Origin of the sequence: Amycolatopsis sp. GM8 (assembly GCF_021653975.1) — a bacterium.
Classification (GTDB): domain Bacteria; phylum Actinomycetota; class Actinomycetes; order Mycobacteriales; family Pseudonocardiaceae; genus Amycolatopsis_E.
In genome coordinates this window covers 215,969-240,294 of record NZ_JAJKFK010000002.1, presented here as the reverse complement: position 1 = coordinate 240,294, position 24,326 = coordinate 215,969, and the positions used below count along the sequence as shown (strand labels likewise).

The 24,326-nt window shown below is 67.1% G+C and carries 18 protein-coding genes; 4 read left to right on the top strand and 14 right to left on the bottom strand.

Translation table 11 applies throughout. The features are described 5' to 3' along the window. Window positions 1-96: 96 nt before the first annotated feature. The gene (locus tag LOZ83_RS08370; RefSeq protein ID WP_236789687.1) at window positions 97-1,641 is read right to left on the bottom strand and encodes an MFS transporter; all 1,545 of its coding nucleotides are present in this window, start codon (window positions 1,639-1,641) and stop codon (window positions 97-99) included. 458 nt (window positions 1,642-2,099) lie between these two features. Between LOZ83_RS08370 and LOZ83_RS08365 the strand changes: the two genes are divergently transcribed. Beyond that, entirely contained in the window at window positions 2,100-3,302 is a 1,203-nt protein-coding gene (locus LOZ83_RS08365; RefSeq protein WP_236789686.1) for a hypothetical protein, read from the top strand. A gap of 36 nt (window positions 3,303-3,338) precedes the next feature. On the opposite strand, the gene LOZ83_RS08360 is transcribed toward LOZ83_RS08365, so the two are convergent. The 12 genes from LOZ83_RS08360 to LOZ83_RS08305 all read right to left on the bottom strand — a co-directional run bounded on the left by LOZ83_RS08360 (window position 3,339) and on the right by LOZ83_RS08305 (window position 20,545). Next, window positions 3,339-4,502, bottom strand: a complete 1,164-nt coding sequence (locus tag LOZ83_RS08360; protein ID WP_236789685.1) for a glycosyltransferase — start codon at window positions 4,500-4,502, stop codon at window positions 3,339-3,341. Beyond that, window positions 4,499-5,704 carry an O-antigen ligase gene (locus LOZ83_RS08355; protein WP_236789684.1) on the bottom strand — a complete coding sequence of 402 codons (1,206 nt, stop codon included), beginning with the start codon at window positions 5,702-5,704 and terminating at the stop codon, window positions 4,499-4,501. Before LOZ83_RS08355 ends, LOZ83_RS08360 begins: the two co-directional genes overlap by 4 nt. Window position 5,705: 1 nt before the next feature. After that, a complete protein-coding gene (locus LOZ83_RS08350; RefSeq protein ID WP_236789682.1) occupies window positions 5,706-7,196 on the bottom strand; it encodes a right-handed parallel beta-helix repeat-containing protein in 1,491 nt (496 codons plus the stop codon). Beyond that, window positions 7,193-9,112 carry an alginate lyase family protein gene (locus tag LOZ83_RS08345; protein ID WP_236790734.1) on the bottom strand — a complete coding sequence of 640 codons (1,920 nt, stop codon included), beginning with the start codon at window positions 9,110-9,112 and terminating at the stop codon, window positions 7,193-7,195. The genes LOZ83_RS08350 and LOZ83_RS08345 overlap by 4 nt, the downstream gene beginning before the upstream one ends. Beyond that, a complete protein-coding gene (locus LOZ83_RS08340) occupies window positions 9,112-11,271 on the bottom strand; it encodes a bi-domain-containing oxidoreductase (protein WP_236789681.1) in 2,160 nt (719 codons plus the stop codon). The genes LOZ83_RS08345 and LOZ83_RS08340 overlap by 1 nt, the downstream gene beginning before the upstream one ends. Then, window positions 11,268-13,160: an asparagine synthase (glutamine-hydrolyzing) gene (asnB, locus tag LOZ83_RS08335; RefSeq protein WP_236789680.1), complete on the bottom strand. Its 1,893-nt coding sequence runs from the start codon at window positions 13,158-13,160 to the stop codon at window positions 11,268-11,270. The genes LOZ83_RS08340 and asnB overlap by 4 nt, the downstream gene beginning before the upstream one ends. Window positions 13,161-13,165: 5 nt before the next feature. Continuing rightward, window positions 13,166-14,677, bottom strand: a complete 1,512-nt coding sequence (locus LOZ83_RS08330) for a Wzz/FepE/Etk N-terminal domain-containing protein (protein ID WP_236789679.1) — start codon at window positions 14,675-14,677, stop codon at window positions 13,166-13,168. Next, window positions 14,674-15,999: an exopolysaccharide biosynthesis protein gene (locus LOZ83_RS08325; RefSeq protein ID WP_236789678.1), complete on the bottom strand. Its 1,326-nt coding sequence runs from the start codon at window positions 15,997-15,999 to the stop codon at window positions 14,674-14,676. The genes LOZ83_RS08330 and LOZ83_RS08325 overlap by 4 nt, the downstream gene beginning before the upstream one ends. Window positions 16,000-16,121: 122 nt before the next feature. Next, a complete protein-coding gene (locus LOZ83_RS08320; RefSeq protein WP_236789677.1) occupies window positions 16,122-17,315 on the bottom strand; it encodes a glycosyltransferase family 4 protein in 1,194 nt (397 codons plus the stop codon). Beyond that, entirely contained in the window at window positions 17,305-18,621 is a 1,317-nt protein-coding gene (locus tag LOZ83_RS08315; protein ID WP_236789676.1) for a nucleotide sugar dehydrogenase, read from the bottom strand. The genes LOZ83_RS08320 and LOZ83_RS08315 overlap by 11 nt, the downstream gene beginning before the upstream one ends. Before the next feature lie 102 nt (window positions 18,622-18,723). Continuing rightward, the gene (locus LOZ83_RS08310; RefSeq protein WP_236789675.1) at window positions 18,724-19,596 is read right to left on the bottom strand and encodes an LLM class F420-dependent oxidoreductase; all 873 of its coding nucleotides are present in this window, start codon (window positions 19,594-19,596) and stop codon (window positions 18,724-18,726) included. Between the two features lie 46 nt (window positions 19,597-19,642). Continuing rightward, window positions 19,643-20,545: a YncE family protein gene (locus LOZ83_RS08305; protein WP_236789674.1), complete on the bottom strand. Its 903-nt coding sequence runs from the start codon at window positions 20,543-20,545 to the stop codon at window positions 19,643-19,645. 161 nt (window positions 20,546-20,706) lie between these two features. On the opposite strand from LOZ83_RS08305, the gene htpX reads away from it, so the two are divergent. Then, window positions 20,707-21,576, top strand: a complete 870-nt coding sequence (htpX, locus tag LOZ83_RS08300; protein ID WP_236789672.1) for a zinc metalloprotease HtpX — start codon at window positions 20,707-20,709, stop codon at window positions 21,574-21,576. A gap of 233 nt (window positions 21,577-21,809) precedes the next feature. Here htpX and rfbA read toward each other — a convergent pair whose 3' ends face one another. Further along, entirely contained in the window at window positions 21,810-22,691 is an 882-nt protein-coding gene (gene rfbA / locus LOZ83_RS08295) for a glucose-1-phosphate thymidylyltransferase RfbA (RefSeq protein ID WP_236789671.1), read from the bottom strand. Between the two features lie 87 nt (window positions 22,692-22,778). Between rfbA and LOZ83_RS08290 the strand changes: the two genes are divergently transcribed. Both LOZ83_RS08290 and LOZ83_RS08285 read left to right on the top strand, forming a co-directional pair. Further along, window positions 22,779-23,639: an alpha/beta fold hydrolase gene (locus LOZ83_RS08290; protein WP_236789670.1), complete on the top strand. Its 861-nt coding sequence runs from the start codon at window positions 22,779-22,781 to the stop codon at window positions 23,637-23,639. An 87-nt stretch (window positions 23,640-23,726) separates the two neighbouring features. Further along, window positions 23,727-24,323 carry a TetR/AcrR family transcriptional regulator gene (locus LOZ83_RS08285; protein WP_236789669.1) on the top strand — a complete coding sequence of 199 codons (597 nt, stop codon included), beginning with the start codon at window positions 23,727-23,729 and terminating at the stop codon, window positions 24,321-24,323. Window positions 24,324-24,326 lie beyond the last annotated feature (3 nt).

Genomic DNA, 24,326 nt, shown 5'->3' with positions numbered 1-24,326 from the left:
GAAGGCCGCATTGCTCCGTCCGTCTTGTGGTCGCCGCCTCGCCCAGGGCACGGCCAGAGCGTGGAACCGTCACTGTACGAAACCCATCGGTAACGCTCACGACTTGTCGATCTTTGCTTTCGCCGGGAATCTTTCTCTGAGGAACACAAAGGTGATGACGAGGCAAATTGTCAGCAGAATCACGCTCACCAGACCGGCGATTCGCAAGCCCGTGAGGAAGGCAGACCGGGCCGCAGCCAATAGTTCCTGCCCGATCGTTCCTTGCAAGCGTGCCGCGATAGCCGCAGCCTCATTGATAGCTTGCCTGGCTGTGTCTCCCGGTGCCTTTCCCAGCGAGTCTGGCAGCTTGAGGTCGACGCGGTATACCGCGTTCACGGCAGATCCGAGGACAGCTACCCCCAGCGCGCTCCCCATCTGATTGTTCGTGCCTACCACGGACGACGCTATTCCGGCGCTACTTCTGGGGAAAAGAAACATGACATGGTTGGCCCCCTGTGAGGCGACTGGGACCATCCCCACCGACACGAGAAATGATCCGACTACTACAAAAGGTACTTGCTGCACATAGGCCAAGAAAACTATTGCAAGGCAGCCCGCCGCGGCCACCGACAATCCGCTGGCCAGGAGGTAGCTCAGTGGGAGTCGCCGAGAGAGTCTGGACACGGCCAGCGTCGCCGCGATCGTTGCGATCGATTGCGGTATCAGCCAAAGACCGGCCTCCAGCGGCGAAGCCCCACGTACAGTCTGCAGGTATGTGGGGACGAACAAGACTATTCCGCCAAGAACGAAGGTACCTATAACCATCACCGTCAAGGTGAGAGTGAGCACGCGACTTCTAAATATACGCGGATCTAGTAATGGATTCGGTATCCGCCCCTGACGTCGCCAGAAAAAGACACCGATGACAGCACCAGCGGCCGTTACTCCGATTGACGTCGGAGAGATTTCTCCCCTTGTTGTGGCCTTGACCCCATAGACTATGAGTAGTACCGCGCACAGCAGTGCGGCTACACTCGTCCAGTCAGTCCTATTCGTATTTCGTGATCTGGATCCGGGAAGCAGCCTTGGTCCAAATGCGAGCAACAGCAACATCGGCGGCACGGAAACGAGAAACACGGAACCCCACCAGAACCACTTCAGGATTACGCCTCCGACCGCAGGTCCGACAACTCCTCCGACCATCATGGTGCTTGCCCTGATAGCTATTGCCGTGGCGCGATCTTTGTAGTCTGTGAAGATCGTGCTGGCGATTGCCATGCTCAATGACATGACAGCCGATCCGCCGATCCCCATGAGGGCTCTGGCGGCAATCAGGATTGCAACATTATCGGCATATGCCGCCATGATCGAGGAGGCGGAAAATATTCCGGCCCCTATGAATAAGACCTTTCGCTGACCTATTTGGTCGCCAATTCCGCCCATTGGAATGAGAAACCCGGACAGCATGAAGACATAAATATCGACGATCCACAGTTGTTCGGTTCCGCTGGCGCCCAACGCCGTACTCAGCCGAGGTAGGGCCAGAAGCAGGACGCTGCTGTCGATTGACACAGCCAAAACCGGCAGCACTAGAAGAGTTGACGTTACCCGTCTGCGCCATCCCGACGTCGTTTCGTGCTCGATATCGACGTCGTTGCGCATCGAAAACCCTTCGGATCTGGCGAGGCTCGACTCAAGGTGTGACCAAGGTTCTGATGTAGGGATCTTCTCAGCGGACCTCGACGTCGTCATGGCGACGAGTTCCGGCGCATCTCCCAACAATTTCGCCACGTGCCTCCGGGCACGATGAGGATCAGGAACGGGAGCGCGGCCGGACGCGGCAGATCGCATGTGGCACCCTGGCCTCAGCGGTGACACCAGGTCTGCCCACAAGCAGCCGGCTCCCGGGCAGGTGGGCTATCCCCAGTAGCATTAGCCGCACTCCGTGAGTGTGTAGCCTCGAGACAACAATTGACGGCTCCAATTATCCGGGTTATAGTACGTGTAATTGCCGATTATCTGAATTTGTGACCGTGCACGTGATGCGTAAATAGGCACCGTCCTGGTCCTGTCGCTGGGAGTTAGCATAGGTGTCTTGCGTCCCATCTGAATGGAGTGACGTGACGACAAAGCGGCAAATTGATCAGTTTGAGTCCGGCATGCTGAACTTTCCGACGGCGCTGATCGTCGAGTATCAAGGACGGCTGAACAAGGATATTTTGGTCCGCGCATTCGAACTTCTGTGTTTTCGCTATCCGGTGCTGGGCTCACGTGTCGAACGGGCTTCGGGGAACATATTTATTGCTGCTGTTCCGGATTTAATTCCTGACGTGGTCTACGTATCCGGCGATATTTGGGACTGTGTACGTGAAATAGGTGAACGTTGGCGCGTGGCTGACTCGCTCGCCAAGCTTGTGATAGCCGAAAAGCAAGACGGCGGTCATGTTGCACTTTACACAGACCATGCAATTGCCGATGGCACCGCCAAGCAGGCTTTTCTTGACGAGTTGTGGGAAATATATGCCGCACTCGTGTGTGATCTTGATATCGACACTGATTCTGGACCGAGTCTACCGGAGTCGCCGATAGACGTGTTGAAAGCTCATGGCGTGCTGGACGGATCAGTTGCCATCTCGAGCAACACTCATGCCGAACATTCACGATTCCCGGCCGCTCATCATTACCTTCGCTTCACGATCGACGAGACGAGCCGGATTCGTGAACGTGCCCGATCTGCCGGCACATCGGTGCATGCCCTTGTTTGTGGAGCTGTCCTTCTGGCGCAGCGTAACCAGTTGGACGGGGGAAACGAGCCGATAGTCATGGAGTGCGCTTCGCCCGTGGACCTGCGCGCCCGATTGGATCCGCCGGTGCCGGCTGCGGCAACAACCAACATGGCCTATCCGCATGCATGCCTGCTACCCGTCACGGGTGACGCGGGCTCCGTGGCTTCGCTCGCCACTAGCGTCAAGAGCGATCTGGAGCGGTCCATCGAGCAGGGATCGATCCTGAGTTCCTTCGCCGAAAGCTTTACGGTCAACAATTTCAGTGAACCACCCGATGTGTGCGAGAAGCAAGATCTCACGAAGTTGATCGTGAGTAATCTTGGCCTGGTGAAAGACTTCACCGCCGCCAGTGATCTGAAAATTGTGGATTTCCAGATGTGGACTCATAATTGGCACGGCACACCTGGCGTCGTATATGTCGTATACACGTATCGTGAAGCATGCAGGATTCAATTTGTCTATAAGGATGACCTGTTCCAGGTCGGGCAGATCGACGCGATTGCGGAATTTGTCCGCGGAATTCTCTTGAGCTCGTAGGAATCTAACGCGTCGGTGTCGTTCGGCGTCCTGACCTCAACCGATCGCCGCCTGGTAGCCAGCGATCAGGCGGTCCAGGCCGACCGACGGGGTGAAGTCCTTCTCGTACCGCAACCGCGCCGCCTCGCCCATTTCGCGGTTTCGGGCCGGGGCGACGATCCGGCGCAAGGACGACGCCATCGACGTGGCATCGCCGGGGGTGTGCAGCAACCCGCTGACCTCGTTGTCGATCAGTTCCGGGAAGGCGCCGTGCGCGGGGGCGACCGCGGGCACCCCGGCGGCCATCGCCTCGACGACGACCAGGCCGAAAGCCTCCAGCCACACCGACGGGACCACCACGGCCGAGGCCCGCGCCAACAGCTCCTGGCACTCAGCCTTCGTCTGCAGGCCCAGATATTGCACATCCCGCCGGCCGGCGGCCCACGAAGCCACCTCGTCCGACAGCGGACCGGTCCCCGCCAGCACGAGCGGGATGCCGACATCCGCGAGCGGCCACGCGTCCATCAGCAGCCGGACGCCCTTCTCCTCCGTCATCCGACCCAGGTACAGGATGTGTTCACCGGGCAGCTCACGCCGCACAACCGGCTCGTCGACGAAGTTGTGCTTCACCACCAACCGGGAGGCCGGCATGCCCGCCGAGACCAGCAACTCCCGCTGCGCGCCGGAAATACAGAAGAACCGCGAGATCCCCGACCACCACCGCCGCCGGTTCACCGCCGTCGACACCGCCATCGGCAGCGTCGCGACCCGCGAGCCGCGGTAGCACCCGTGCGCCACCGCCGGCACGGGCCGGCCACCGACGCACGACGTGCACACGTGCCCGTCGCGGTACAGCGTCCCCGGCGGGCAGACCATGCCGTAGTTGTGCAGCGTCGCCACCGCGGGCACGCGCGCGTCGGCACAGGCGGCGACGACCGACGGCGACAGCAACGGGAACGTGTTGTGGATGTGCACGACGTCCGGCCGGTCCGCGTGCAGCCGCGCCGTCAGATCCGCGCGGGCCTGCGGGTTCCACGGCACCCGCAACGGTACGGAAGCCTTGCCCACCAACGACATCGACGCGATGTCGTCGCTGCGCCGCTCGAACAACCCGACGTCGTGCCCGGCGTCGCGCAGCAGCGCCACCTCGGCGTCCACGACGTTGTTCTCACCGCTCGGCTGCTCCGACCGATACCGGTTGTGCACGACGAGGATCTTCACGCGCGAGCCTCCTTGGGCACCAGCAGTGAACCGGCCACGAACAGGTGCAGCAGGTACGGTGACGCGTCGCCGAGCCCGGCCTCGGTGTAGGAAGCCGAAATGCAGTACACGATCAGGAAGATCGCGCACGCCCGCTCCAGCGACGGCGGCTTCAGCGCGGCGGCCGCGGCCAGCGCCAGCAGGAACGCGGCGACCAGCGCGCAGCCGACCAGCCCCTGCTCGTGGAACACCGCGAGCCAGCTGTTGTCGATCGGCAGCCCGGCATAGGACTTGTCGCCCAGCCCGATGCCGAACAGGTTCTCGCTCACCGAGCGCGGCGCGTTCAGCAGCGCGTCCCACACCTTCGCGCGGCCGGTGAGCGTCGAGAAGTTGTCCTCCGACTGCCCGCGCAGGAACCAGGCCTGCAGCAGCGACGCCAGCGCGATCGCCGCGAACACCGCCACCACGATGAACCAGGTGAACACCGAGCGCGCCCGCGAACTGGTGAGCCACAACGAAATCAGCGCGACGAGGAGACCGACGATGAGGCCGAGCGTCGCCGTGCGCGTGTGGGTCAGCAGCAGCAACCCGAGCGCCGGGATGACGATGAGCAGCGCGCTGCGCCGGTCGACCCGCTTACCCAGCCACAACAACAGCGTGAGCCCGGAGATGACCGCCGCGTACTGGCCGATCTGCGGCGGGGTCAGCGGCCACACCGCGCCCGAGAGCCGCCCGCCGTAGATGTCCGGCATCGCCTTGCCCGGCGCGATCACGAGTCCGATCGCGACGGTCACCAGCACCGCGCTGTAGGCCTTGATATGGAACCGCACGAAGTTCGTACTGCCGTTCCACCAGCGCGTCAGCAGCCAGAGCGTGCCGATGAACAACGACAGCCGGAAACACCGGAACAGCGCGCCGAACCCGGATTCCAGGTGCGCGCTGGACAGGATGCTGACCACCAGCAGCAGGGTGAGCAGCAGCAGGTACGCGCTGGGCCGGATGCGCAGCTGGATGTTGACCACCAGCGCCAGCGTGAACGCGATCACGAGCGCGCCCATCGTGACCAGCTGGATGACCGACCGGGGCAGCGGGATGATCGTCTGCGCGCCGGTGGAGCCGAGCGTGTTCAGGATCAGCAGGACCCACGCCACCGCGACGGCACGCGGCGTGCTCTGCGTGGTGGCAGGGGCGTGGTGCAGCGGAGTCAGCCGCGCGAGCGCCATGTCAGCCGCCCTTCGTGAACGTACTGCCCTGATCCTGTTGCTGGGTTCCCTGCCATTGGAAGGAATCCAGGATCTGGCTCGTGTCGTGGACGACGAAGCTCCACGGGCCGACGTAGGTGTTGTCGTGCCACTGGTTGTGCTGCCCGGTGGTGATGGCGTCGGCCACCACGTCACCCTTGTACGGTGACCAGTCCGGGTAGGTGCCGAAGTTCGACAGCACCGCCATCCGCCCGCAGCTCACCGTGCAGCCCACGACGGCGGGATCCAGCTCGAACCGGTTGTCGTGGATGTCCACGTTCTTCGTCTTCCACCGGCAGTCGCTGTACAGCGGCTGGGTCATGATCCCGGGCCGCGCGCATTTCGCCGAGTCGGGCTGTACCAGGGTGCACACGCCGGAGGAGGTGTTCGCGGGGCTGTTGCAGAATCGGTCGGCGTTCTCCCACAGGGTGATCCCGGACCAGTTGTTCTGCAGCACGTTGCCCGCGATGTCGATCTTCGCCGTCCTGGCCGGGACCCGCGGTTCGCCGCCGGACTCGGAGATGTAGATCGTCGCGAGCGGGAAGTTGTCGCCGCGGTCGGCGTACTTCTTGCCGTCCACCCAGTTGTTCTTGCGGATCATGTTGTTCCGGATGGTCGCGTTGTAGCTGATCTCGTACTCGATCGCGGCACCGTCGTTGTTCTCGATCAGGTTGCCCTCGATGAGGAAGTCGTTGTTGTTGGTGTCCGCCCAGAGCCCGACGCCGCGGTTGTCGTGCACCCAGTTGCCGCGCACGTCCGCGCCGTTCACGGCCCAGAACTTGATGCCGCCGGTGCACCCGCAGCCGGGCTCCTTGGTCTCCCAGTCGCCGGTGTTGTTGCCGACGATCTCGTTGCCCTCGACGACCAGCCCGGTGATCGTGCCGTCGCCCTTGTACGCGTTCATGCCGTACTGGCCGTTGTCGCGCAGGCAGTTCCCGCGCACCTGCTGCCGGGCGCCGGCCATCAGCGCGGCGCCGTCGTTGCGCTGCAACGTGTTGTGCTCGATGATCCAGCCGTCGCCGGAGTCGTGGTTGACCACGCCTTCGTCGTGCGGGGCGGTGAAGTTCTGCACGGTCAGGTGCTGGATGCTGACGTTCGTGGCGTGCCCGGTGAACGCGTACTGGTTCACGTGCTCACCGTCGAGGATCGCGCCCGGCGCGCCGAGGAACACGTCGCCGTCCTTGGGCACCACCTGGTCGTAGTTCCCGCTGCCGAGCCGGTGGGTGCCGGGCGCGAGCCAGAACGTGGTGCCCGCGGGACTGGCCTTCGTCTTCGCGAGGAGATCGCCGGTGATGTTCGGGTCGATCGTCACCGCGCCGGCCGGTGCTGCCGAGGGCCCCGCGGGCTCCTTGTCGCACACCGCGGCCGCCGAAGCGGCCGGCGCGGCGTCGGCCGGTGCGGCTTTGTCCTCAGTGGACGATGAGCTGCAGGCGGTGAGCACGAGCAGACCGAGGAGCACCCAGCACAATTTCACAGCGCGGGCACCTCCGCACGGCGGAAGCGGAGCACGGTGGACAGCACCCTGGCGGATCCGGTGCCGATCAGGGTCGCGGCCGGCACCTTGCGGCCGAACCCGGGCGAATACCAGCCCAGCGGCGGTTTTTCCGCGCCGTGGTGGATCGCCCAATCCAGCTCCTGCGGGAGTTCGAGCACGGCCGAGCCGCCGTCCCACGCCAGGTGCGCCTTGCTGTCCTCGAGTTCGACGGACACCGCGGGCCCGAGGTGGAAGGCGAGCCGGGTGCGGTGCCGCCGCGAGCTGACGACCTCGTCGGAGATGTGCAGTTCGGAGTCGGCGAGCTGCACCCAGCGGCGGTGAATCGCCGGGGAGTACCCGTCGTGCTCGGCGGACCAGCTCTCCGGGCCGTGCGTGCGGACCTTCGTGTGCGCCTGCTTGGTCCACATGAACGGGCCGCCGGACGTGGACTGGTCGTGGTCGTCGAGCTGCAGCGTGTTGTGGCCGAGGGTGGACCGGAAGTAGGAGCGCCACTCGGGCTCGCCGTGGTAGCAGAAGGTGCCCGGGTCGGCCAGGATGTCGACGCCGTTGTGCCGCACCTCGACCGAGAGCGCGTCGGCGTGCGCGTGCGCGGCGATGGACAGGAACCCGTGCGGCCCGCCGTCGCAGCGGCACCAGATTTCGTCGTCGCGCAGGATGGTCATCCCGGCGTCGGCGAAATGGTTCTGGCGCTCCGTGGGCCGGGACGCGGTCACCGTCGGCTTGGCGAGTGCGGTCAAGAGCGCGGTCCGCACGTCGGCGCGCGGCACTTCGGGCCACCAGCTCAGCCGTCCGAACAGCGCGCCGCCGGTGGCCAGCAGGGAGGCCCAGCGGTGCACCTCGTCGCCGTCCACGACCAGCCCGTACCCGTCGTCGGCGTCACCCTGGCGCGGCGGGCGCAGCTGATCATCCACAATGGACGCCAGTGCGTCGGTCATCCGCAGCAGCAGCTGCCAGGTCGAGCCGGGCACCGGCGTGCCCGCCGCCTCCGCTTCGAGTGCGGCCACCAGACCCAGTTCCAGCACGAGCCCGTGGTACTCGGTCGCCAGCTCGCGGTTGAGACCGGAGTCGAAGGTGTTGCGTGCCAGCTGCTCGTCGAGCGACGCCATCGCCTGGGTGCGCCACAGCGACGACTCGGGGAACCACCGGAACGCGCAGGAGGCCGCGAGCTGGCCCGCGGACTCGGCGATGACGTGGTTGTTGGCCGAGGAACCGCGGCTGGGGAACGCGGCGAGCCAGCGCTGGTGATGCCAGATCTGGTGCAGCGCCTCGGGATTGTCCTCGAACAGCCCGGGCGCGCCGGGCCAGCCGTCGAGCAGGCGGCGGGTCCACACCCACGACAGCAGCCGGATGCCCAGCTCGATCCCGCTGACCCAGTGCACCCCGCGCAGCGGCGGATTGGCCGCCCACCACGACTTCAGGTGATCGGCGACCCGCTCGGCGTAGGAGTCGTCACCGGTGAGCGCGTACGCCGCGGCGAGCACGGTGAGGTGCTGGTGGCGTGACGGTTCCCAGATCTGCTTGATGTCGCCGACCGTTTCCTCGCTGCGGTAGGCGACGTCGAACGAGTACACATCGGACGGTGCGCGGCGCCCGGTCTTCGGGTCGAACGACCAGTCCGGGCCGGCCATGTCGTCGCGGCTCACGCCGAAGTACACGGCATGCCCGTCGAGCAACCGGTTGGCCTTCGCGATCACCGCGGCCGCCGCCTGCTCGGGGACAGCCTGCAGGGCGTCCGCGGGCAGCGGCCGGAAATCCCGGTGGGCCAGCCACGCGGCCTCGCTCGGCATCGCCGCGATGCGCCGCCACCGCCGCTTGTTCACGACATCGGCGACCCGGCCGCGGATTTCCCGCGTGCCCATCCGCGACAGCCGCCGCAGGTACCAGCCCGGACCCATCATGACGGCACCTCGATTCGCACCGGCACACCCGTGGCGAGGCTGGTCTGCGCGGCGAGCGTGGCCAGTGTGGTCGAGACCAATGTGTCCAGCGGGACCGGCATTTCGGCGCCGGAGGCGACGGCCTCGATGAACGCGTCGAGTTCCGCCTGCTGGCCCTTGTCGCGGCCCTTGGGGATGCGCGGGCTGGTCCACTTCTTGCGGGAATACACCGCCGCGCGCAGGAAGTCGTCGAACTTGAGCACCTTGCCGTCGCCGAGCAGATCGATGGTCTCCTTCTGGAACCCGGTCGAACCGCTGGTGACGTAGGAGATCGTGGCCGTCGAGCCGTCCGGGTAGCGCAGGAACACCTGCTGGTCCCCGGTGCCGCAGGCGTAGACGGCGATCGGGTCCTCGTCGAGCAGCCAGCTGATGGTGTCGATGAAATGCCCGCCCTCACCGGCGAACCGGGTGCCTTCCGAATCGGCCTGGTTGTACCAGCTGCCGGACTCCAGCCGCCCGGCGTTGACCAGGTAGCGCACCGACGCGGGGCCGACGCGCTTGCCGAACTGGGTCTTCGCCTCGTTCAGCAGCGGCGCGAACCGGCGGTTGAACCCGACCTGCAGCCGGTCGTTGCCGGACTCCTCGATCGCCGCCAGGATCTTGCCGACCTCGGCCTCGGTGAGCGCGAGCGGCTTCTCGACGAACACCGCCTTGCCGGCGAGCAGCGCGCGGCGGGTCAGCTCGGCGTGCGAGCTGTGCCGGGTCACCACGAAGATCGCGTCGATCGAGTCGTCGTCCAGCAGCCGGTCGACATCGGTGGTCGCTTCGGCGAAGCCGAACTTGCGCTGCGCGTTGGCACCCGAGAGCGAGGACGTGGTCGCGACCCGCGTCAGCTCGACGTCGTCCCGTTCGGCCAGGTGTGGCAACAACATCGAGGACGCGTAGTTGCCGGCGCCGATGAACCCGACCCGCACCCGGCCGATCGGGCGCGCGGTCCGCGCGGGGGCGGGAATCGGCTGGGCGGCCAGCACCGGCTCGACCGTGTTCGCCACTTCGGAGGGGTACCGGAAGAGCACTGCGACCGCCTTCAGTTCGCCGCCGTTGAGGCGCTGGTAGGTCTCGACCGCGGTCGAGAAATCGGCCACGTGCGAGATCAGGGGCCCGACATCTACCCGACCGCGCGCGGCAAGATCGAGGAAACACTCGATATTCCGCCGTTCGGTCCAGCGCACGTAACCGATGGGGTAGTCGCGGCCTTCGAGCTCGTACGATGGGTCGTACCGGCCCGGCCCGTACGAGCGGGAGAACCGGACGTCCAGTTCCTTTTCGTAGTAGGCATTCCACGGCAGGTCGAGCCGGCACTTGCCGATGTCGATCACCCGGCCGCGGTCGCGGGACAGCCGCGCGGCCAGTTCCACCGGCTCGTTCGTGCTGCCGCCCGCCGCGAGGTACACCTGGTCGACGCCGTACCCGCCGGTCAGCTCGTCGACCGCGGCGTCGACGAGGTCCGAACCCGGCGCGCCACACACCAGCGCGCCGAGTTTTTCGGCCAGCTCGCAGCGGCCCGGGTCAGGGTCGACACCGAGCACGCGCACGCCGGACGCGGTGAGCAGCTGCACGACGAGCTGTCCGATCAGGCCCAGCCCGATCACCAGCGCGATCTCGCCCAGCTGCGGCTCACCACGGCGAACCCCTTGCATGGCAATGGAACCGACGGTGCCGAACGCCGCGTGCCGCGGGTCGAGCCCGGCGGGCACCTTCGCGTACAGGTTCTTGGGCACCCAGTTCAGTTCCGAGTGCAGCGCGTGCTCGTTGCCCGCGCACGCGACGAGGTCGCCGACGGCCACGTCGTCGATCCCGGCGCCGACCTCCTCGACGACCCCGGCGAGCGAATATCCCAGCGGGGTATAGGAGTCCAGCTTGTTCATCACCTTGCGGTAGGTCGCGGCGACCCCGTTCGTGGCGACGCTCTGCATGACCTTCGCGACCTGGTCCGGGCGCGAGCGCGCCTTGCCGACCATCGACATGCTCGCCTCGGAGACCTTCATCAGCTCGGTCCCGGTCGAGATCAGCGAGAAGGCCGTCCGCACCAGCACGCCGCCGGGCTTGCAGGCGGGCGTTTCGACGTCGAGGAGCGCGAGCTCCCCGCTCTTGTAGTTCTGCACTACCTGCTTCACGACGCTCCTTGTGAGGTTGCGCTCCGGTACCAGTACTCGAGGGTCAAGATGTGCCACAGGTGTTTCGACCGGTCCTGCTGCCCGGAGGCGTCCTCCTCGACGAGCCGCCGCAGCGCGTCCTGCCGCAGGAAACCCGATTTCACGAGCACGCCTTCGTTGACGACCTCACGCATCAGCGGTGCCAGGTCCCGGCTCATCCAGGCCCGCAGCGGTGCGCTGAACAGGCCCTTCGGCCGGTACACGATCTCGCGCGGCAGGATGCCGGAGGCGGCTTCCTTCAGTGCCGCTTTCCCTTGCCGCTTCACGATCTTCCGGTTGCCGGGGATCGCGAACGCGGCCTTGACGACCTCGACGTCCACGAACGGCACCCGCACCTCGGTGGACGCGGCCATGCTGGAGCGGTCGGTGTAGGCGAGGTTGAGCCCGGGCAGGAAGAGTCGCGCGTCCGCGAGGCACATGCGGTTGACGAAGTCGTTCAGCCGGTTGTCGTGGTAGGTGTCGGCGTGCTCGGTCAGCACGTCGTCCACCACCGGCGCGAGATCGGGACTGAGCAGCGCGGCGAGCTCCGCCCGGTCGTACATCGTGTAGCTGCGGCGGAAAGCGGTTTCTTCGGGCAGCTCGGCGAAGGACAGGAAGCGCTTCGCGAACCGGACCGTGCGGAACCCGCGCTTCGACGTCGCGACCGGCAGTCTGTCCACAACGGACTCGACGGGCCGCCGGATCGCGCCCGGCACCTGCTGGTACTTGAGTGCGAGCAGGTTCGCGAAATGCTTGCGGTACCCGGCGAACAGCTCGTCCGCGCCCATCCCGGACAGCATCACCTTGACCCCGGCCTCGCGGGCGGCGCTGCAGATGAGGAACGTGTTGATCGCCGCGGGATCGCCGATCGGCTCGTCCAGGTGGTAGGTCATCCGCGGCAGCAGGTCGAGCACCTGCGGCGCGATCTCGATCTCGTGCAGGTCCACGCCGAATTGCGCGGCGACCTGCCGGGCGTAGCGCAGATCGTCCGGCATGGCCTCGAACTTTGCGTCCTCGGCGCGGAAACCGATGGTGTAGGCGGAGATCCCGGGCCGGTGCTTCGCCGCGAGCGCGGTCAGGTAGCTGGAATCGAGCCCGCCGGAAAGGAACGTCGCCACCGGGACGTCGGCGAGCAGGTGCTTGCGCGTCGATTCCTCGATGACGGCGTCGAGGTCGGGGAACGGCGCCTCGGCGGCCTCGGCCGCGACGTCCTGGATCGACCAGTACCGGCCTCGGTCCACGCTGCCGTCGCGGCGGATCCGCAGCCACGAACCCGGCGGCAGCTTCTCCGCCTCGCGGAACGCGCAGCGCGCGTCCGGCACCCAGTAGTAGAGCAGCGACGCGATCATCGCCGCGTCGTCGACGTGCAGCGAGCCGGACAGCTCGGTGGAAAGCGCTTTCAGCTCCGACGCGAAGACCAGGCCCTCGCCACGGCGGACCAGGAACAAGGGCTTGATGCCCAGCTGGTCGCGCGCGAGCACCAGGTCACCGGTGCGCTCGTCGAACACCGCGAACGCGAACATGCCGCGCAGCCGCGGCAGGCAGCCGGTGCCCCAGCGGCGCCAGGCCTCCAGCAGCACCTCGGTGTCCGACGTACCGCGGAACCGCACGCCGGACGACTCCAGCTCGGCCCGCAGCTCCGGCGCGTTGTACAGCTCGCCGTTGTAGGTCAGCGCGAGCCCGTCCGAAACCATGGGCTGCGCACCGGTTTCGGACAGGTCGATGATGGAGAGCCGTCTATGTCCCAAGTGGACATCACCGAAGTCGTACCGGCCCGCGCCGTCCGGCCCGCGGTGGGCCAGCGTCTTGGTCAGCCGGTCGGTCAGCGGCCCGCCGTCGGGCCACCGGACGGCGCCTGCGATTCCGCACATTCGCGTCAGTCCTCCTGCGAACCGACCGGCGCGAACCGTCGCGTCGGCCCGTCGCCGTTCGTGCCGGTGTGCACCTTGACCGGCTGAAGCTTCCTGGTTTCGTCCGACTGCTTGGGCGCGACGGCGCGACCGCGCAGCGCGGTGTGCAGGCCGTCCCACAACGTGCCGTCCGTCCGGTCCTTCGGATCCGGGTCGACGAGCACGATGCCGATGACCGTGATCTGGCAGTCCGCGAGCTGGCGCGCCACCGTGTGCAGCCACGCGGTGTTCGCGTATCCCGTGCGCACGACCAGCACGGTTTCCTTGCCCAGGTACGAAAGGTCGGTCCAGGCCGTGCCCGGCCGCACCGAGCCGACGCCGAGCCGCAGCTCGCCGGGTTCTTTCGCGCCGAGCACTTCGCTGCCGTCGGCGATGCGGAAGTTCGGCTCCCCGGCGGCGGCCGTCAGCTCGCGCTTCGGCAGGTCGTCGATGACCACGGTCCGCGCGGTCTCCGCGAGCGTGCCGGCGATGTCGAGCGCCAGCTGGGCGGTGACCTTGGGTGCGCCGAGATCCAGCAGCGACACCGTGCCGCCGTCGTCGCGGACGATCCGGACCAGCGTCGCGGCGAGGCGGGCCCGTGCCTTGGCCGTCTTCTTGCGCCGCAGCCACCGGCGGGGCAGCTGTGCGATGACCGAGGCGCCCAGGTTCGCGGAGACCTCTCGCCGCAGCACCGGCCGGTCCCGCACGATGGCGGTCACCGCGGCGAGCGCGAGCCCGATGGCGAGGCCGAGCACCAGCCCGATCCCGCCGTCGGTGGCGGCGGTCTTCAGGAACGAATGCGGCGTTATCCGTGGTGCGTCCACGATCTGGGTGCCCGCGGCGATCTGCGGCGAGCCGATACCCGCCTGCTGTGCCTGCGAGTTGAAATCGGAAATCTTGGAGGCCAGGTCCGCCCGCTGGCTGTAGAGACTCTCCAGCGTCGTCGCGTTCGCCTTGCTGCCGCGGCCGGTCTCGGTCGCGATCTGCTGGTCTACCTGCGCCAGCTGGGCCTGCGCCTGGTTGCGCTGGTTGACCAGGGCAGCGGCCTCGGCGTCGGCCGCGGCCTGGTTGCGCTGCACGTGATCCGCGATGAACGCGTCGCCGAGCGCCTTGGCCTTGGCCGTCGCGTCGTCGGCGCTGCTGCCCTCGACGGTGATCTGCATGACGTTGTTCGTCAGCCCGAGGCCCGAGTACTTCTTCATGAAATCGTCGGTGGACTCGGTGCTGTGCAAGGATTTCAGCGCGGCGTCGGCGATCTTCGTGGTGCCCAGCACGGCGATGTCGGTGCGCATCAGCGTCCCGGAGTCGGTGGGCGAGTCGTTCTGGTGGATCACGAGCAGCTTGGTCACCGCGGTCGGCGGTGACGGCATGACGACGGAGAGCGCGAGGCCCGCGAGCAGGCCGACGAGCGCGGCGGTGAACCACAGCCGGCGCCGGCGGCGGATCGCGACGACGAGCCGTTGGAGATCGACCAGGGGCGGGGAGGTGGTGGTAGTCACGCTGAACCTGCCATCGCGTCGCGGTCGCTGCCGACCTTGGTCTGTTCGGTCGTAGTGGGGCGGACAGGCTGGGTCAGCACGACGCCGAGCACCTCGAGGCCGGCGTCGGCACAGGCTTCCGCGATGCCGACGAGTTCCCAGGCCGTCCTGCTGCCGACGGTGAGTACGACGAGAACGCCGGCCACGTGCGGGTCTTCGGGCACATTCGGGCGAACCGGCGAAACATCCAGCACGCGCAAGGGAGTCCGGCTGCCGGCCGCCGCGACGAGGTGGGTGACGGCGCGGTGCGCGGGCGCGTCGCCTTCGGGCACCAGCGTGAGCACGGGCCTGCTGGTGTTGAGGCGGCCGATCACGCGGCGGTAGCGGGCCTCGCGGTTCAGCTCGTCGGCGGAGACGCTCAGCTCGGGCAGGTCCCACGGCCGGTCGGCGCGCACCAGCCGCCGCAGCAGCGGGAGGAAGCCCTCGCGAGTTTCCGGTTGCTGCTCGGGAATGTCGACGGTGCCCAGCACCTCCGAGTTCAGCGCCGCGCCGATCTCCGGTTCGGCCCGCAGCCGCCGGTCGGTGCGCGCCGCGAACAGGTGCCCGAACACGCCGATCAACAGGAACAGCACCGCGCCGCCCGCGATCAGCTGCGTCATCGTGGGCGAGGCCGCCCCGGTCGGCCGCTCGGACGGGCCGAGCACCGCCATGTTCGCCGAGCTGGTCGCGGCATCCGCCTGGTTCAGGTTGTTGATCGCCTGCTGCAGCGAGGTCCGCAGCCCTTCGAGCTGGGTGCGCACCTGCACGCTCTCCACGGTCAGGCCACTGCTCGCCTGCTGGGCGAGCTGGCTGACCTGCTGGGTGGCGACGGTGACCTGCTGGCGCAGCGCGTCCCGCTGCTCCTGCGCGATCTGCGCGGCCGCGTCGGTCGAGCCGCTGATCAGCTGGGTGGAGTAGCGGACGAACTCGGCCGCCACCTTGTCCGCGAGCTGCTGCGCGTGCTCCGGGGTGTCGGCGGACGCACTGATCGTCACGACGTTGCCGTTGGCGACCGAGGAGGTCACCTTGTTCTTCAGGTCGGCGCCCGTGGTCTGCCAGCTCAGCCCGGCGGCGGCCCGGTCGAGCACCACCGAGCTGGTCGAAACCTGCGCCTCGGTGAGCAACTCGTCGGCCTGCCGCGGGCCCTGCAACAGCACGCTGGACGTGGTCGTGTAGCCGGGGGACAACACCAGCGACGCCGCGGCGCCGACGAGCCCGCCGAGCACGGTGAGCACGATGAGTAACCGCCAGCGTTGGCGCAGGAGCCGCCCCACGGCGGACAAGCGCACTGTTTCGTCACTCAACGCGGATTCTCCCCTCGAAAGAACTACTGCCCGTCGCGAGGTGGGCTTTCACCAACCTCGTCGCCGCGATTCCCGCGTTGGTTACAGGACCGCCCGCGTCTTGTTCAAAACGCGATCGTTGGTTATTGACCTGTTCGACTTGTGGACGGGTTCAAACTGTCATAGGCGGCAACGAGTGCCTTCGCGGATTCGCGCCAGGCAAGTGGTCCCTCCACCCTCGCCTGGCCGAGTTTCCCCATCCGAGCCCGCTCTTCCGGGTCGTCCAGGAGTTTTCCGATGAGGTCCGCGAACGCTGTTTCGTCGTTGGCGGGCGCGTAAACCGCGGCCTCGCCGGCCGAAACCCTGGCCTCCTTCAGTTCGAAGGAGACGATCGGTTTGGCCATTGCCATGTACTCCATGACCTTGTTCATGGTCGACACGTCGTTCAGCGGGTTGCGCGGATCCGGTGACAGGCAGACATCGGCCGTGGACAGATAGCGCACCAGATCCTCGTCCGGAATGCGCCCGGTGAATTCCACGCGGTCCGCGAGCTTCAATTCCCGAGCAAGTTCTACCATTTCGTCGAACGTGTCGCCGGAACCGACGAACACCGCGTGCCAGTCCGTCCGCTGTTCCCGCAGGCGCGCGAGCGATCGCAGAGCGTAGTCAACCCCGTCCTGCGGGCCCATCACACCGAGGTAGCTGAGCAGGAACGGCTTGCCGCGCTTGAGTTCCGGCTCGGGCGGCACCTGGCGGAACCGCTCGACCGCGGGCGCGCTGCGCACCACGAACACGTCCTGCGGGCGCTTGCCACCCCGGCTGATCGCGACGTCCCGGTAGCTCTCGTTGGTCGAGATCACCACGTCCGCGGCCCGGTAGGTGGCCCGCTCCAGCGCGCAAACGCCGCGGTACAACAGGTCCTCGCCGCGGTCGAAGCGCGAGAGGTACAGCTCCGGCACCAGGTCGTGCTGGTCGAAGACGAACTTCGCGCCGCGGCGCTTGAGCATCCGGGCGACCAGGAACAGCAGGTCCGGCGGATTGCACGCGTGCACGACGTCGAACCGGCCGAGCCGGCGCGCGATCCGGAAGGTGTGCCACAGCGCGGTTCCGTATTCCTGCAGGTACCCAGCCGGGCCGCCGGTCGCCGCCTTCAGCGGATACCGGTGGATGTGCACGTCGTCGATGACCGTTTCCGGCTCGGTGTCCCGCTTCGTCCCTTGTGGACAGATGACGTGCACCTGCCAGCCCGCGTCGCGCAGCGTGGTGCATTCCTGCCACACCCGCCGGTCGAACGGCACCGACAGATTCTCGACCAGGATCAGCGCTCTACCAGGCAAGGCCAACGTATCCCTCTTCGGTCCGGCGCACCTCGGCGTCCGGAAGGCGGACCAGGTCGATCAGCGTGTGCGTCCCGCCGTGCGGCAGCGCGGCCAGCACCGTCGGGTCGGTCGACCCGACGAGGCACACCTCGGCGTGCGCGAGCACGTCCTCGACCGAGCCGGCCAGCAGCTGTCCCAGATGCGGCAGCCGGCTCTCGATGTACTCGCGGTTGGCGCCCATCAGCCGGGACAGGCTCACGTTCGCGTCGTAGATGCGCAGGTCGTATCCCTTGCCCAGCAAGCGTTCCGCGAGCTCGACGAGCGGGCTTTCGCGTAGGTCGTCGGTGCCGGGCTTGAACGACAGCCCGAACAGTCCGATCTTGCGCTTACCCGTGCGCGCGACCAGATCGAACGCCCGGCGCAGGTGTTCTTCGTTGGAGGGCAGCACATGCGCGAGGATCGGCACCGAAACATCGGCGCGGTGCGCGGCGTGCACCAGCCCGCGCAGGTCCTTCGGCAGGCACGAACCGCCGAACGCGAAACCGGGGCGCAGGTAGGCCGGGCTGATGTTGAGCTTGCGGTCGGCGAGGAACACGTCCATCACGCGGTGCGAGTCCAGCCCGATCGCCCGGCAGATCGCGCCGAGCTCGTTCGCGAAGCCGATCTTGAGGCCGTGGAAGGCGTTGTCGGCGTACTTGGCCATTTCGGCGACCGGGATCGGCACCCGGAAGACGTCCCCGGGCAGGCCTTCGTAGAGCGCCGCGACCGCCTCGCCGCTCGCTGTGTCGATCTCGCCGATGACGGTCTTCGGCGGCTCGAAGAAGTCCCGCACGCTGGTGCCTTCGCGCAGGAACTCCGGGTTGACCGCGACCCCGAAGTCGACCCCGGCGGTCAGGCCGGAGGACTTTTCCAGGATGGGCACCAGAAGTTCGAGACAGGTGCCCGGCAGCATGGTGCTGCGGAAGACGATGGTGTGCCGGTGCGTCTGTGCTTTGAGCGCGGCGCCGATCTCCTCGGTCACGCGTTCCAGGTAGGTGGTGGAAAGGCTGCCGTTCGGCTCCGACGGCGTGCCGACGCAGACCAGCGAGATCTCGCTGTGCGCGATGGCATCGGCGACATCGCCGGTGGCGCGCAACGCGCCGGACCGCACGACCTCCTCGGTCAGCTCGCCGATCCGTTCCTCGACCACGGGCGCGCGACCGCTGCGCACGAGGTCGATCTTGACCGGGTTGACGTCGACCCCGACCACCTCGTGGCCGCGGCTCGCGAGGCACGCGGCGGACACGCAGCCGACATAACCGAGCCCGAAGACACTGATTCTCATAAAAGAACTCCCGCCGCATCCGACTGCCTCAATGGTCGGACGCGGCGGGAGTGTCGTTACAGGGCAACGCTTTCGTGAATAACTGCCCTGCTGTCGGTCAGATCAGAAATTCGCCGCCTCGGGCACGACGTCCTTGGCGAAGATCTCGAACGGCTCGACGTCGGGAACCGTGGGGGAGGCACCGATCGCGACGTCGACACCCAGCGCGGACAGGCGGCGCAAGCTGGTGAGGAATTCCTCGGTCTTCTCGCCCTTGGGGCCGATGTCGATCGACGTGAGGACGGTCTTGGTGATCTCGTTGTAATCGCGGCCCTCCTTTTCGCAATGGCCGCGCAGCACCTCGAGTTTGTGTTCCAGTTCCGGGCCGTCGAAAATGTTGCAGGCGTCGCCGTACTTGGCGACGAACCGCAGGGTCTTCTGTTCGCCGCTACCGCCGATCATGATCGGCGGGTGCGGTGTGGACAATGCCTTCGGGCGGTTCAGCAGCCGCTCGGCGTGGACGTAGTCACCGTCGAACGGGCCGTCGTCGTCGGAGAACATCTGGCGGATGTACCGCAGCGCCTCCTCGAGCATTTCGAACCGTTCCTTGGTGGGCGGGAACGGAAAACCGAGCCCGCGGGCTTCTTCTTCGTTCCAGCCGGCGCCGAGGCCGAGGATCGCCCGCCCGCCGGAGAGCACGTCCAGCGTGGTGACGGCCTTGGCGAGCACGCCGGGCTGGCGGTAGATCACGCCCGTGACCAGGGTGTACAACTTGATCCGCTTGGTGTGCGCGGCCAGGAAGCCCAGCGTCGTGTACGCCTCGAGCATGTCGTTCTCGGCCGGGCCCACCATCGAGATCTGGAAGAAGTGGTCCATCACCGAGAGGTATTCGAACCCGGCGTCGTCCGCGGCACGCGCGAGGTCGGCGAGTTCGGGGCCGAGCTTGGCCGGTCCGTTCGGCCAGGTGAAGTTGGGGATGTGCAGTCCGAGTTTCATGTAATTGACCTCCGTGGCCGAACCTATACCCGGAGTGACTCCAGGATCAGAATCCGTCGATCACGTACAGCTGGTCGTGCAGCGGGTCGGTGACGTGGACAGCGCCGCTGCGCTGGTCGACGGCGATTCCGCCGGGATTGATCCCCAGCGAGAGTTCACCGGTGATCTTGCCCGCCGCGCCGTCGATCCGGACGATGCCGTCCGGTCCGCCATTGGCGTAGACGGTGTGGCTCGATTGGTGTACGGCAACCGAAGAAGCCTCGCTGCGCAGCAGGATCCGGGCCCGCTCCGTGTGCGATGCACCGTCGACCACCGACAGGTGGTGAATTCCCGAATTGGCCACGTACAACGTGTTGCTCGCGTCGTGCAGCGCCAAACTCGTCGGCGCCTGGCCGACCGGGATGGTCGTGGTGAACCGGCGCGAACCGAGGTCGAGCACCTCGACGGTGCCGGCATCCACGTTGGACAGGTAGGCGACGCGGCGCCCGCTGTCGACCCGGATGCCGCCGAAGCCGTGGCCGGGTCCGTGCAGCAGCCCGGTGATCACCCCGGCGACGGTGTCGATCACCGCGACCGACCCGGCGGTTCCGCCGGCCGCGTACAAGCGGTTGTCGTCCGCGTCGAGGTCGATGACGGAGGCACCGGGCCCGGCGGCGATCAGACCGCGGATCCGGCCCGCCGGATCGAACACGGTGACGGTGCCCGCGTGCTCACTCGCCGCGTAGACCTGGCCGCTCGCTTCGTCGATCGACAGGTCGGTGGGCGTGCCGCCGATTTCCACCGTGACACCGTCGACGATGGACACGCTGTTGTCCCCGTTGCCGACGTAGACCGCGCCCGACCCGGAATTCACCGCGACCAGGGCGGGATCCGGCCCGACCGGAATGGTCCGGACACGCGGCGCGGCCTCGGCCGGCGTGACCGCGACGGCACCGAGACCGGCGATCATGGTGAAAAGTGCACGCCTGCCAAACACCTGCCCTCCCTTGTCAGACCTTAACCTGAACGCGGTGTGATGTCGGTCCGACCGGGGGCGCGAACACCGTTACGGTGGAACTTTCACAGCCCGCTCACGCGTTCATCTGTCGGACGGAAGGAGGCGGAACGGCAGTGCACGGGCATCAGAACGGGGTGAAGACAGCGCTGTTGCTGGGCCTGCTGAGCGCCATCATCGTCGGCATCAGTTCGTTGTTCGGGCGGACCGCGTTGTTCATCGGGCTCGTGCTGGCGCTGGGGATGAATGCCTACGCCTACTTCAACTCCGACAAACTGGCGCTGCGGGCCATGCGGGCGCGCCCGGTCTCGGAAGCCGAGCAGCCCGCGATGTACCGGATCGTGCGCGAGCTGGCGACGTCCGCGCGCCAGCCGATGCCGAGCCTGTATGTGAGCCCGACGGCCGCGCCGAACGCGTTCGCGACCGGCCGCAGCCCGCGCCACGCCGCGGTGTGCTGCACGACGGGGATCCTCGGTCTGCTGAACGAGCGCGAGTTGCGCGCCGTGCTGGGGCACGAGCTGTCGCATGTGTACAACCGGGACATCCTGATCTCGTGCGTGGCGGGGGCGCTGGCCAGCATGGTGAGCGTGCTGGCGAACCTGGCGATGTTCGCGGGTGTTTTCGGTGGCGGCAACGACCGCGAGGACGGGAATCCGCTGGTCGCGCTGCTACTGATCCTGGTCGGCCCGATCGCGGCCGCGGTGATCCGGCTGGCGGTGAGCCGCTCGCGCGAGTACCAGGCCGACGCGTCGGGCGCCGCGCTGACGGGGGATCCGCTGGCGCTGGCTTCGGCGCTGCGGAAACTCGAGGTGGGCACCCGGCGTGCGCCGCTCGTCCCGGAGCCGCAGCTGGTGTCGCAGTCGCACCTGATGATCGCGAACCCGTTCCGCCCCGGCGAGTCGTTCTCGCGCCTGTTCTCGACCCACCCACCGATGGCCGAGCGCATCGCCCGCCTGGAAGAAATGGCCCGCCGAGGCCGCTTCTAACCCGCGAGTCCGACACTCGCGACGCCGAGTCCGACTTTCAGGACGCCGAGTCCGACGTTCCCGACCGTGAGTCGGACACTCCAGACGGCGAGTCCGACACCCAGGACCGTGAGTCCGACGCTCCAGACGGCGAGTCCGACACCCACGACTGCGAGTCCGACGCTCGGGACTGCGAGTTCGACGTTTGGGACGCCGAGTCCGACACCCAGGATGGCGAGTCCGACACTCGCGAGCTACTGCCCGCCCCCGGCGGCGCGCGCCACCTCCACCACGTAGTCCCCGTACCCGGACTTCGACAGCTTCCGCCCCAGCGCCAGGCACTCGTCCGCGTCGATGAAACCCATGCGCAGCGCCACTTCCTCCAGGCATGCGATGCGCACCCCGGTCCGGTGCTCCAGCACCTGCACGAACTGCCCGGCCTCGAGCAGCGAGTCGTGCGTACCCGTGTCGAGCCACGCGAAACCGCGCCCGAGGTCGATCAGTTTCGCGCGGCCCTGCCGCAGGTAGGTCAGGTTGACGTCGGTGATCTCCAGCTCGCCGCGCGCCGACGGCTTGAGGCCGCGTGAGATCTCGACCACGTCGTTGTCGTAGAAGTACAGCCCGGTGATGGCCTTGTCCGACTTCGGTTCGCTCGGCTTCTCCTCGATCGAGATCAGCCGGCCGGTCTCGTCGGTCTCGCCGACGCCGTAGCGCCGCGGATCCTTCACCTGGTAGCCGAACAGCACACAACCGTCCAATGAGGACACTTCCTGCTGCATGCGGCCCGAGAAACCCCGTCCGTAGAAGATGTTGTCACCCAGCACGAGCGCCACGTTGTCGTCGCCGATGAAGTCCGCGCCGATGACGAACGCCTCGGCGAGCCCGTTGGGCGCGGCCTGTTCGGCGTAGCTCAGCCGCAGGCCGAACTGGTCCCCGCCGCCCAGCAGGCGCTGGAAGTTCGGCAGGTCCGCGGGGGTCGAGATGATCAGGATCTCGCGGATGCCGGCGAGCATGAGCACCGAGATCGGGTAGTAGATCATCGGCTTGTCGTAGACCGGCAGCAGCTGTTTGGACACCGCCTGGGTGATCGGGTGCAGCCGGGTGCCACTGCCGCCGGCCAGCACGATGCCCTTCATCACGTCCCCCTTGTCGAGTTTCAGCCTTTCGTGGACACCCTAGCGACCCAGTTTACATACATACGGTTTGTATGTAAATTCGGAGCCATGACCACACCAGAACGCCGCGTCACCCTGCCGCAGGGCGAACTGCGCTACTACGAACAGGGCGCCGGCCCGCCCGTCGTCTTCGTGCACGGGGTGCTGACCAACGCGAAACTGTGGCGAAAAGTCGTGCCCGGCCTGGCCGAAGCGGGCTTTCGATGCATCACCCCGGACTGGCCGCTCGGTTCGCACGAGCTGCCGATGAAACGCGACGCGGACCTCACCCCGGTCGGTCAGGCCGAGCTGATCGCCGACTTCCTCGACGCGCTCGACCTGCGGGACGTGACGCTCGTGGCGAACGACACCGGTGGCGCGCTGACCCAGATCATGCTTTCGCGCCGTCCGGACCGGGTCGCCCAGGTCGTGCTGACCCCGTCGGACAGCTTCGAGTACTTCTTCCCACCGATTTTCAAACCACTGCCGACGTTGGCCCGCGTCCCCGGTGCGATGCTCGTGCTCGCAGCGCTGCTACGGGTCCCGGCATTGTGGCCGCTGCCGTTCCTGTTCGGCTGGGTGGCCAAACGGCCGTTACCCCGCGAGATCGTCGAGTCGTATCTGTGGCCGGTCGGGCGGTCCGCCGGCGTCCGTCGTGACCTGCGGAAGCTGTTGCGTGACGTGCACCCGCGGCACACGCTGGCAGCCGCGGAAAAGCTGCGGGCGTTCGACCGCCCGGTGCTGCTGGTGTGGGGGAGCGAGGAGAAGCTCTTCCCGGTTGATCTGGCGCGCCGGCTGGCCGACGTGCTGCCGAACGCCCGGCTCGTCACGGTGCCCGACACGTACACGTTCATTTCCGAAGACCAGCCAGAAGTGCTGGTCCGGCACATTCTGGAGTTCATGGCACGTTACCAATCCGACCGAAAGTAGGCCGACCCGATCAACCGGCGGCCGACGTACGCTGATCCGGTCGCCGTGGCTGCCGGTCGGATTGGTAACAATCGTTACCGTAGGGCTGTGCGACGCTCCCAGGAAGACCGCTCCAACAGCACCAAAGCCGCGCTGACGGCGGCCGCGCGCGAGCTGTTCGCCACTCGTGGCTACCAGGACGTGCCCGCCGACGAGATCGTGCGCGCTGCCGGGGTCACGAGAGGCGCGCTCCACCATCACTACGGGGACAAGAAGGGCCTGTTCCGAGCCGTGGTGGAAGAGCTGGAGCTGGAGCTCATGCGCGAGATCGAGGAGAAGGGCTTCTTGGTCGCCTCGGATCCGTTGAGTGCCATGATGAACGGGCTCGACGTGTTCCTCACCGCGTGCCTGCGCCAGGATGTGCGGCAAATTTCGCTCACCGACGGGCCCGCGGTGCTCGGGTGGAACGTCTGGCGGGCGCTGGAGGAGAACTACGCGCTTGGCATGATGGAGCGGATGCTGGCGCAGGCGATGCGGGACGGCCTGATCGTGGCGCAGCCCGTGCGGGCGCTCGCGCAGCTCGTGCTCAGCGCGATCATGGAGGCGGCCCGGATGATCGCCGCGTCCGAGCACCCCGAGCCGACGCGCGCCGAGGTCCAGCAGGTACTGGGGTTGTGGTTCGCGGGATTGCTGAAAAGGGAATAGCTC

Excerpts from the sequence above, each read along its gene's own strand:
- LOZ83_RS08370 (WP_236789687.1), bottom strand. The coding sequence starts at position 1,641 with ATGCGCAACGACGTCGATATCGAGCACGAAACGACGTCGGGATGGCGC.
- LOZ83_RS08355 (WP_236789684.1), bottom strand. The coding sequence starts at position 5,704 with ATGGCGCTCGCGCGGCTGACTCCGCTGCACCACGCCCCTGCCACCACG.
- LOZ83_RS08345 (WP_236790734.1), bottom strand. The coding sequence starts at position 9,112 with ATGGGTCCGGGCTGGTACCTGCGGCGGCTGTCGCGGATGGGCACGCGG.
- asnB (WP_236789680.1), bottom strand. The coding sequence starts at position 13,160 with ATGTGCGGAATCGCAGGCGCCGTCCGGTGGCCCGACGGCGGGCCGCTG.
- LOZ83_RS08315 (WP_236789676.1), bottom strand. The coding sequence starts at position 18,621 with ATGAGAATCAGTGTCTTCGGGCTCGGTTATGTCGGCTGCGTGTCCGCC.
- LOZ83_RS08310 (WP_236789675.1), bottom strand. The coding sequence starts at position 19,596 with ATGAAACTCGGACTGCACATCCCCAACTTCACCTGGCCGAACGGACCG.
- LOZ83_RS08305 (WP_236789674.1), bottom strand. The coding sequence starts at position 20,545 with ATGATCGCCGGTCTCGGTGCCGTCGCGGTCACGCCGGCCGAGGCCGCG.
- rfbA (WP_236789671.1), bottom strand. The coding sequence starts at position 22,691 with ATGAAGGGCATCGTGCTGGCCGGCGGCAGTGGCACCCGGCTGCACCCG.
- LOZ83_RS08290 (WP_236789670.1), top strand. The coding sequence starts at position 22,779 with ATGACCACACCAGAACGCCGCGTCACCCTGCCGCAGGGCGAACTGCGC.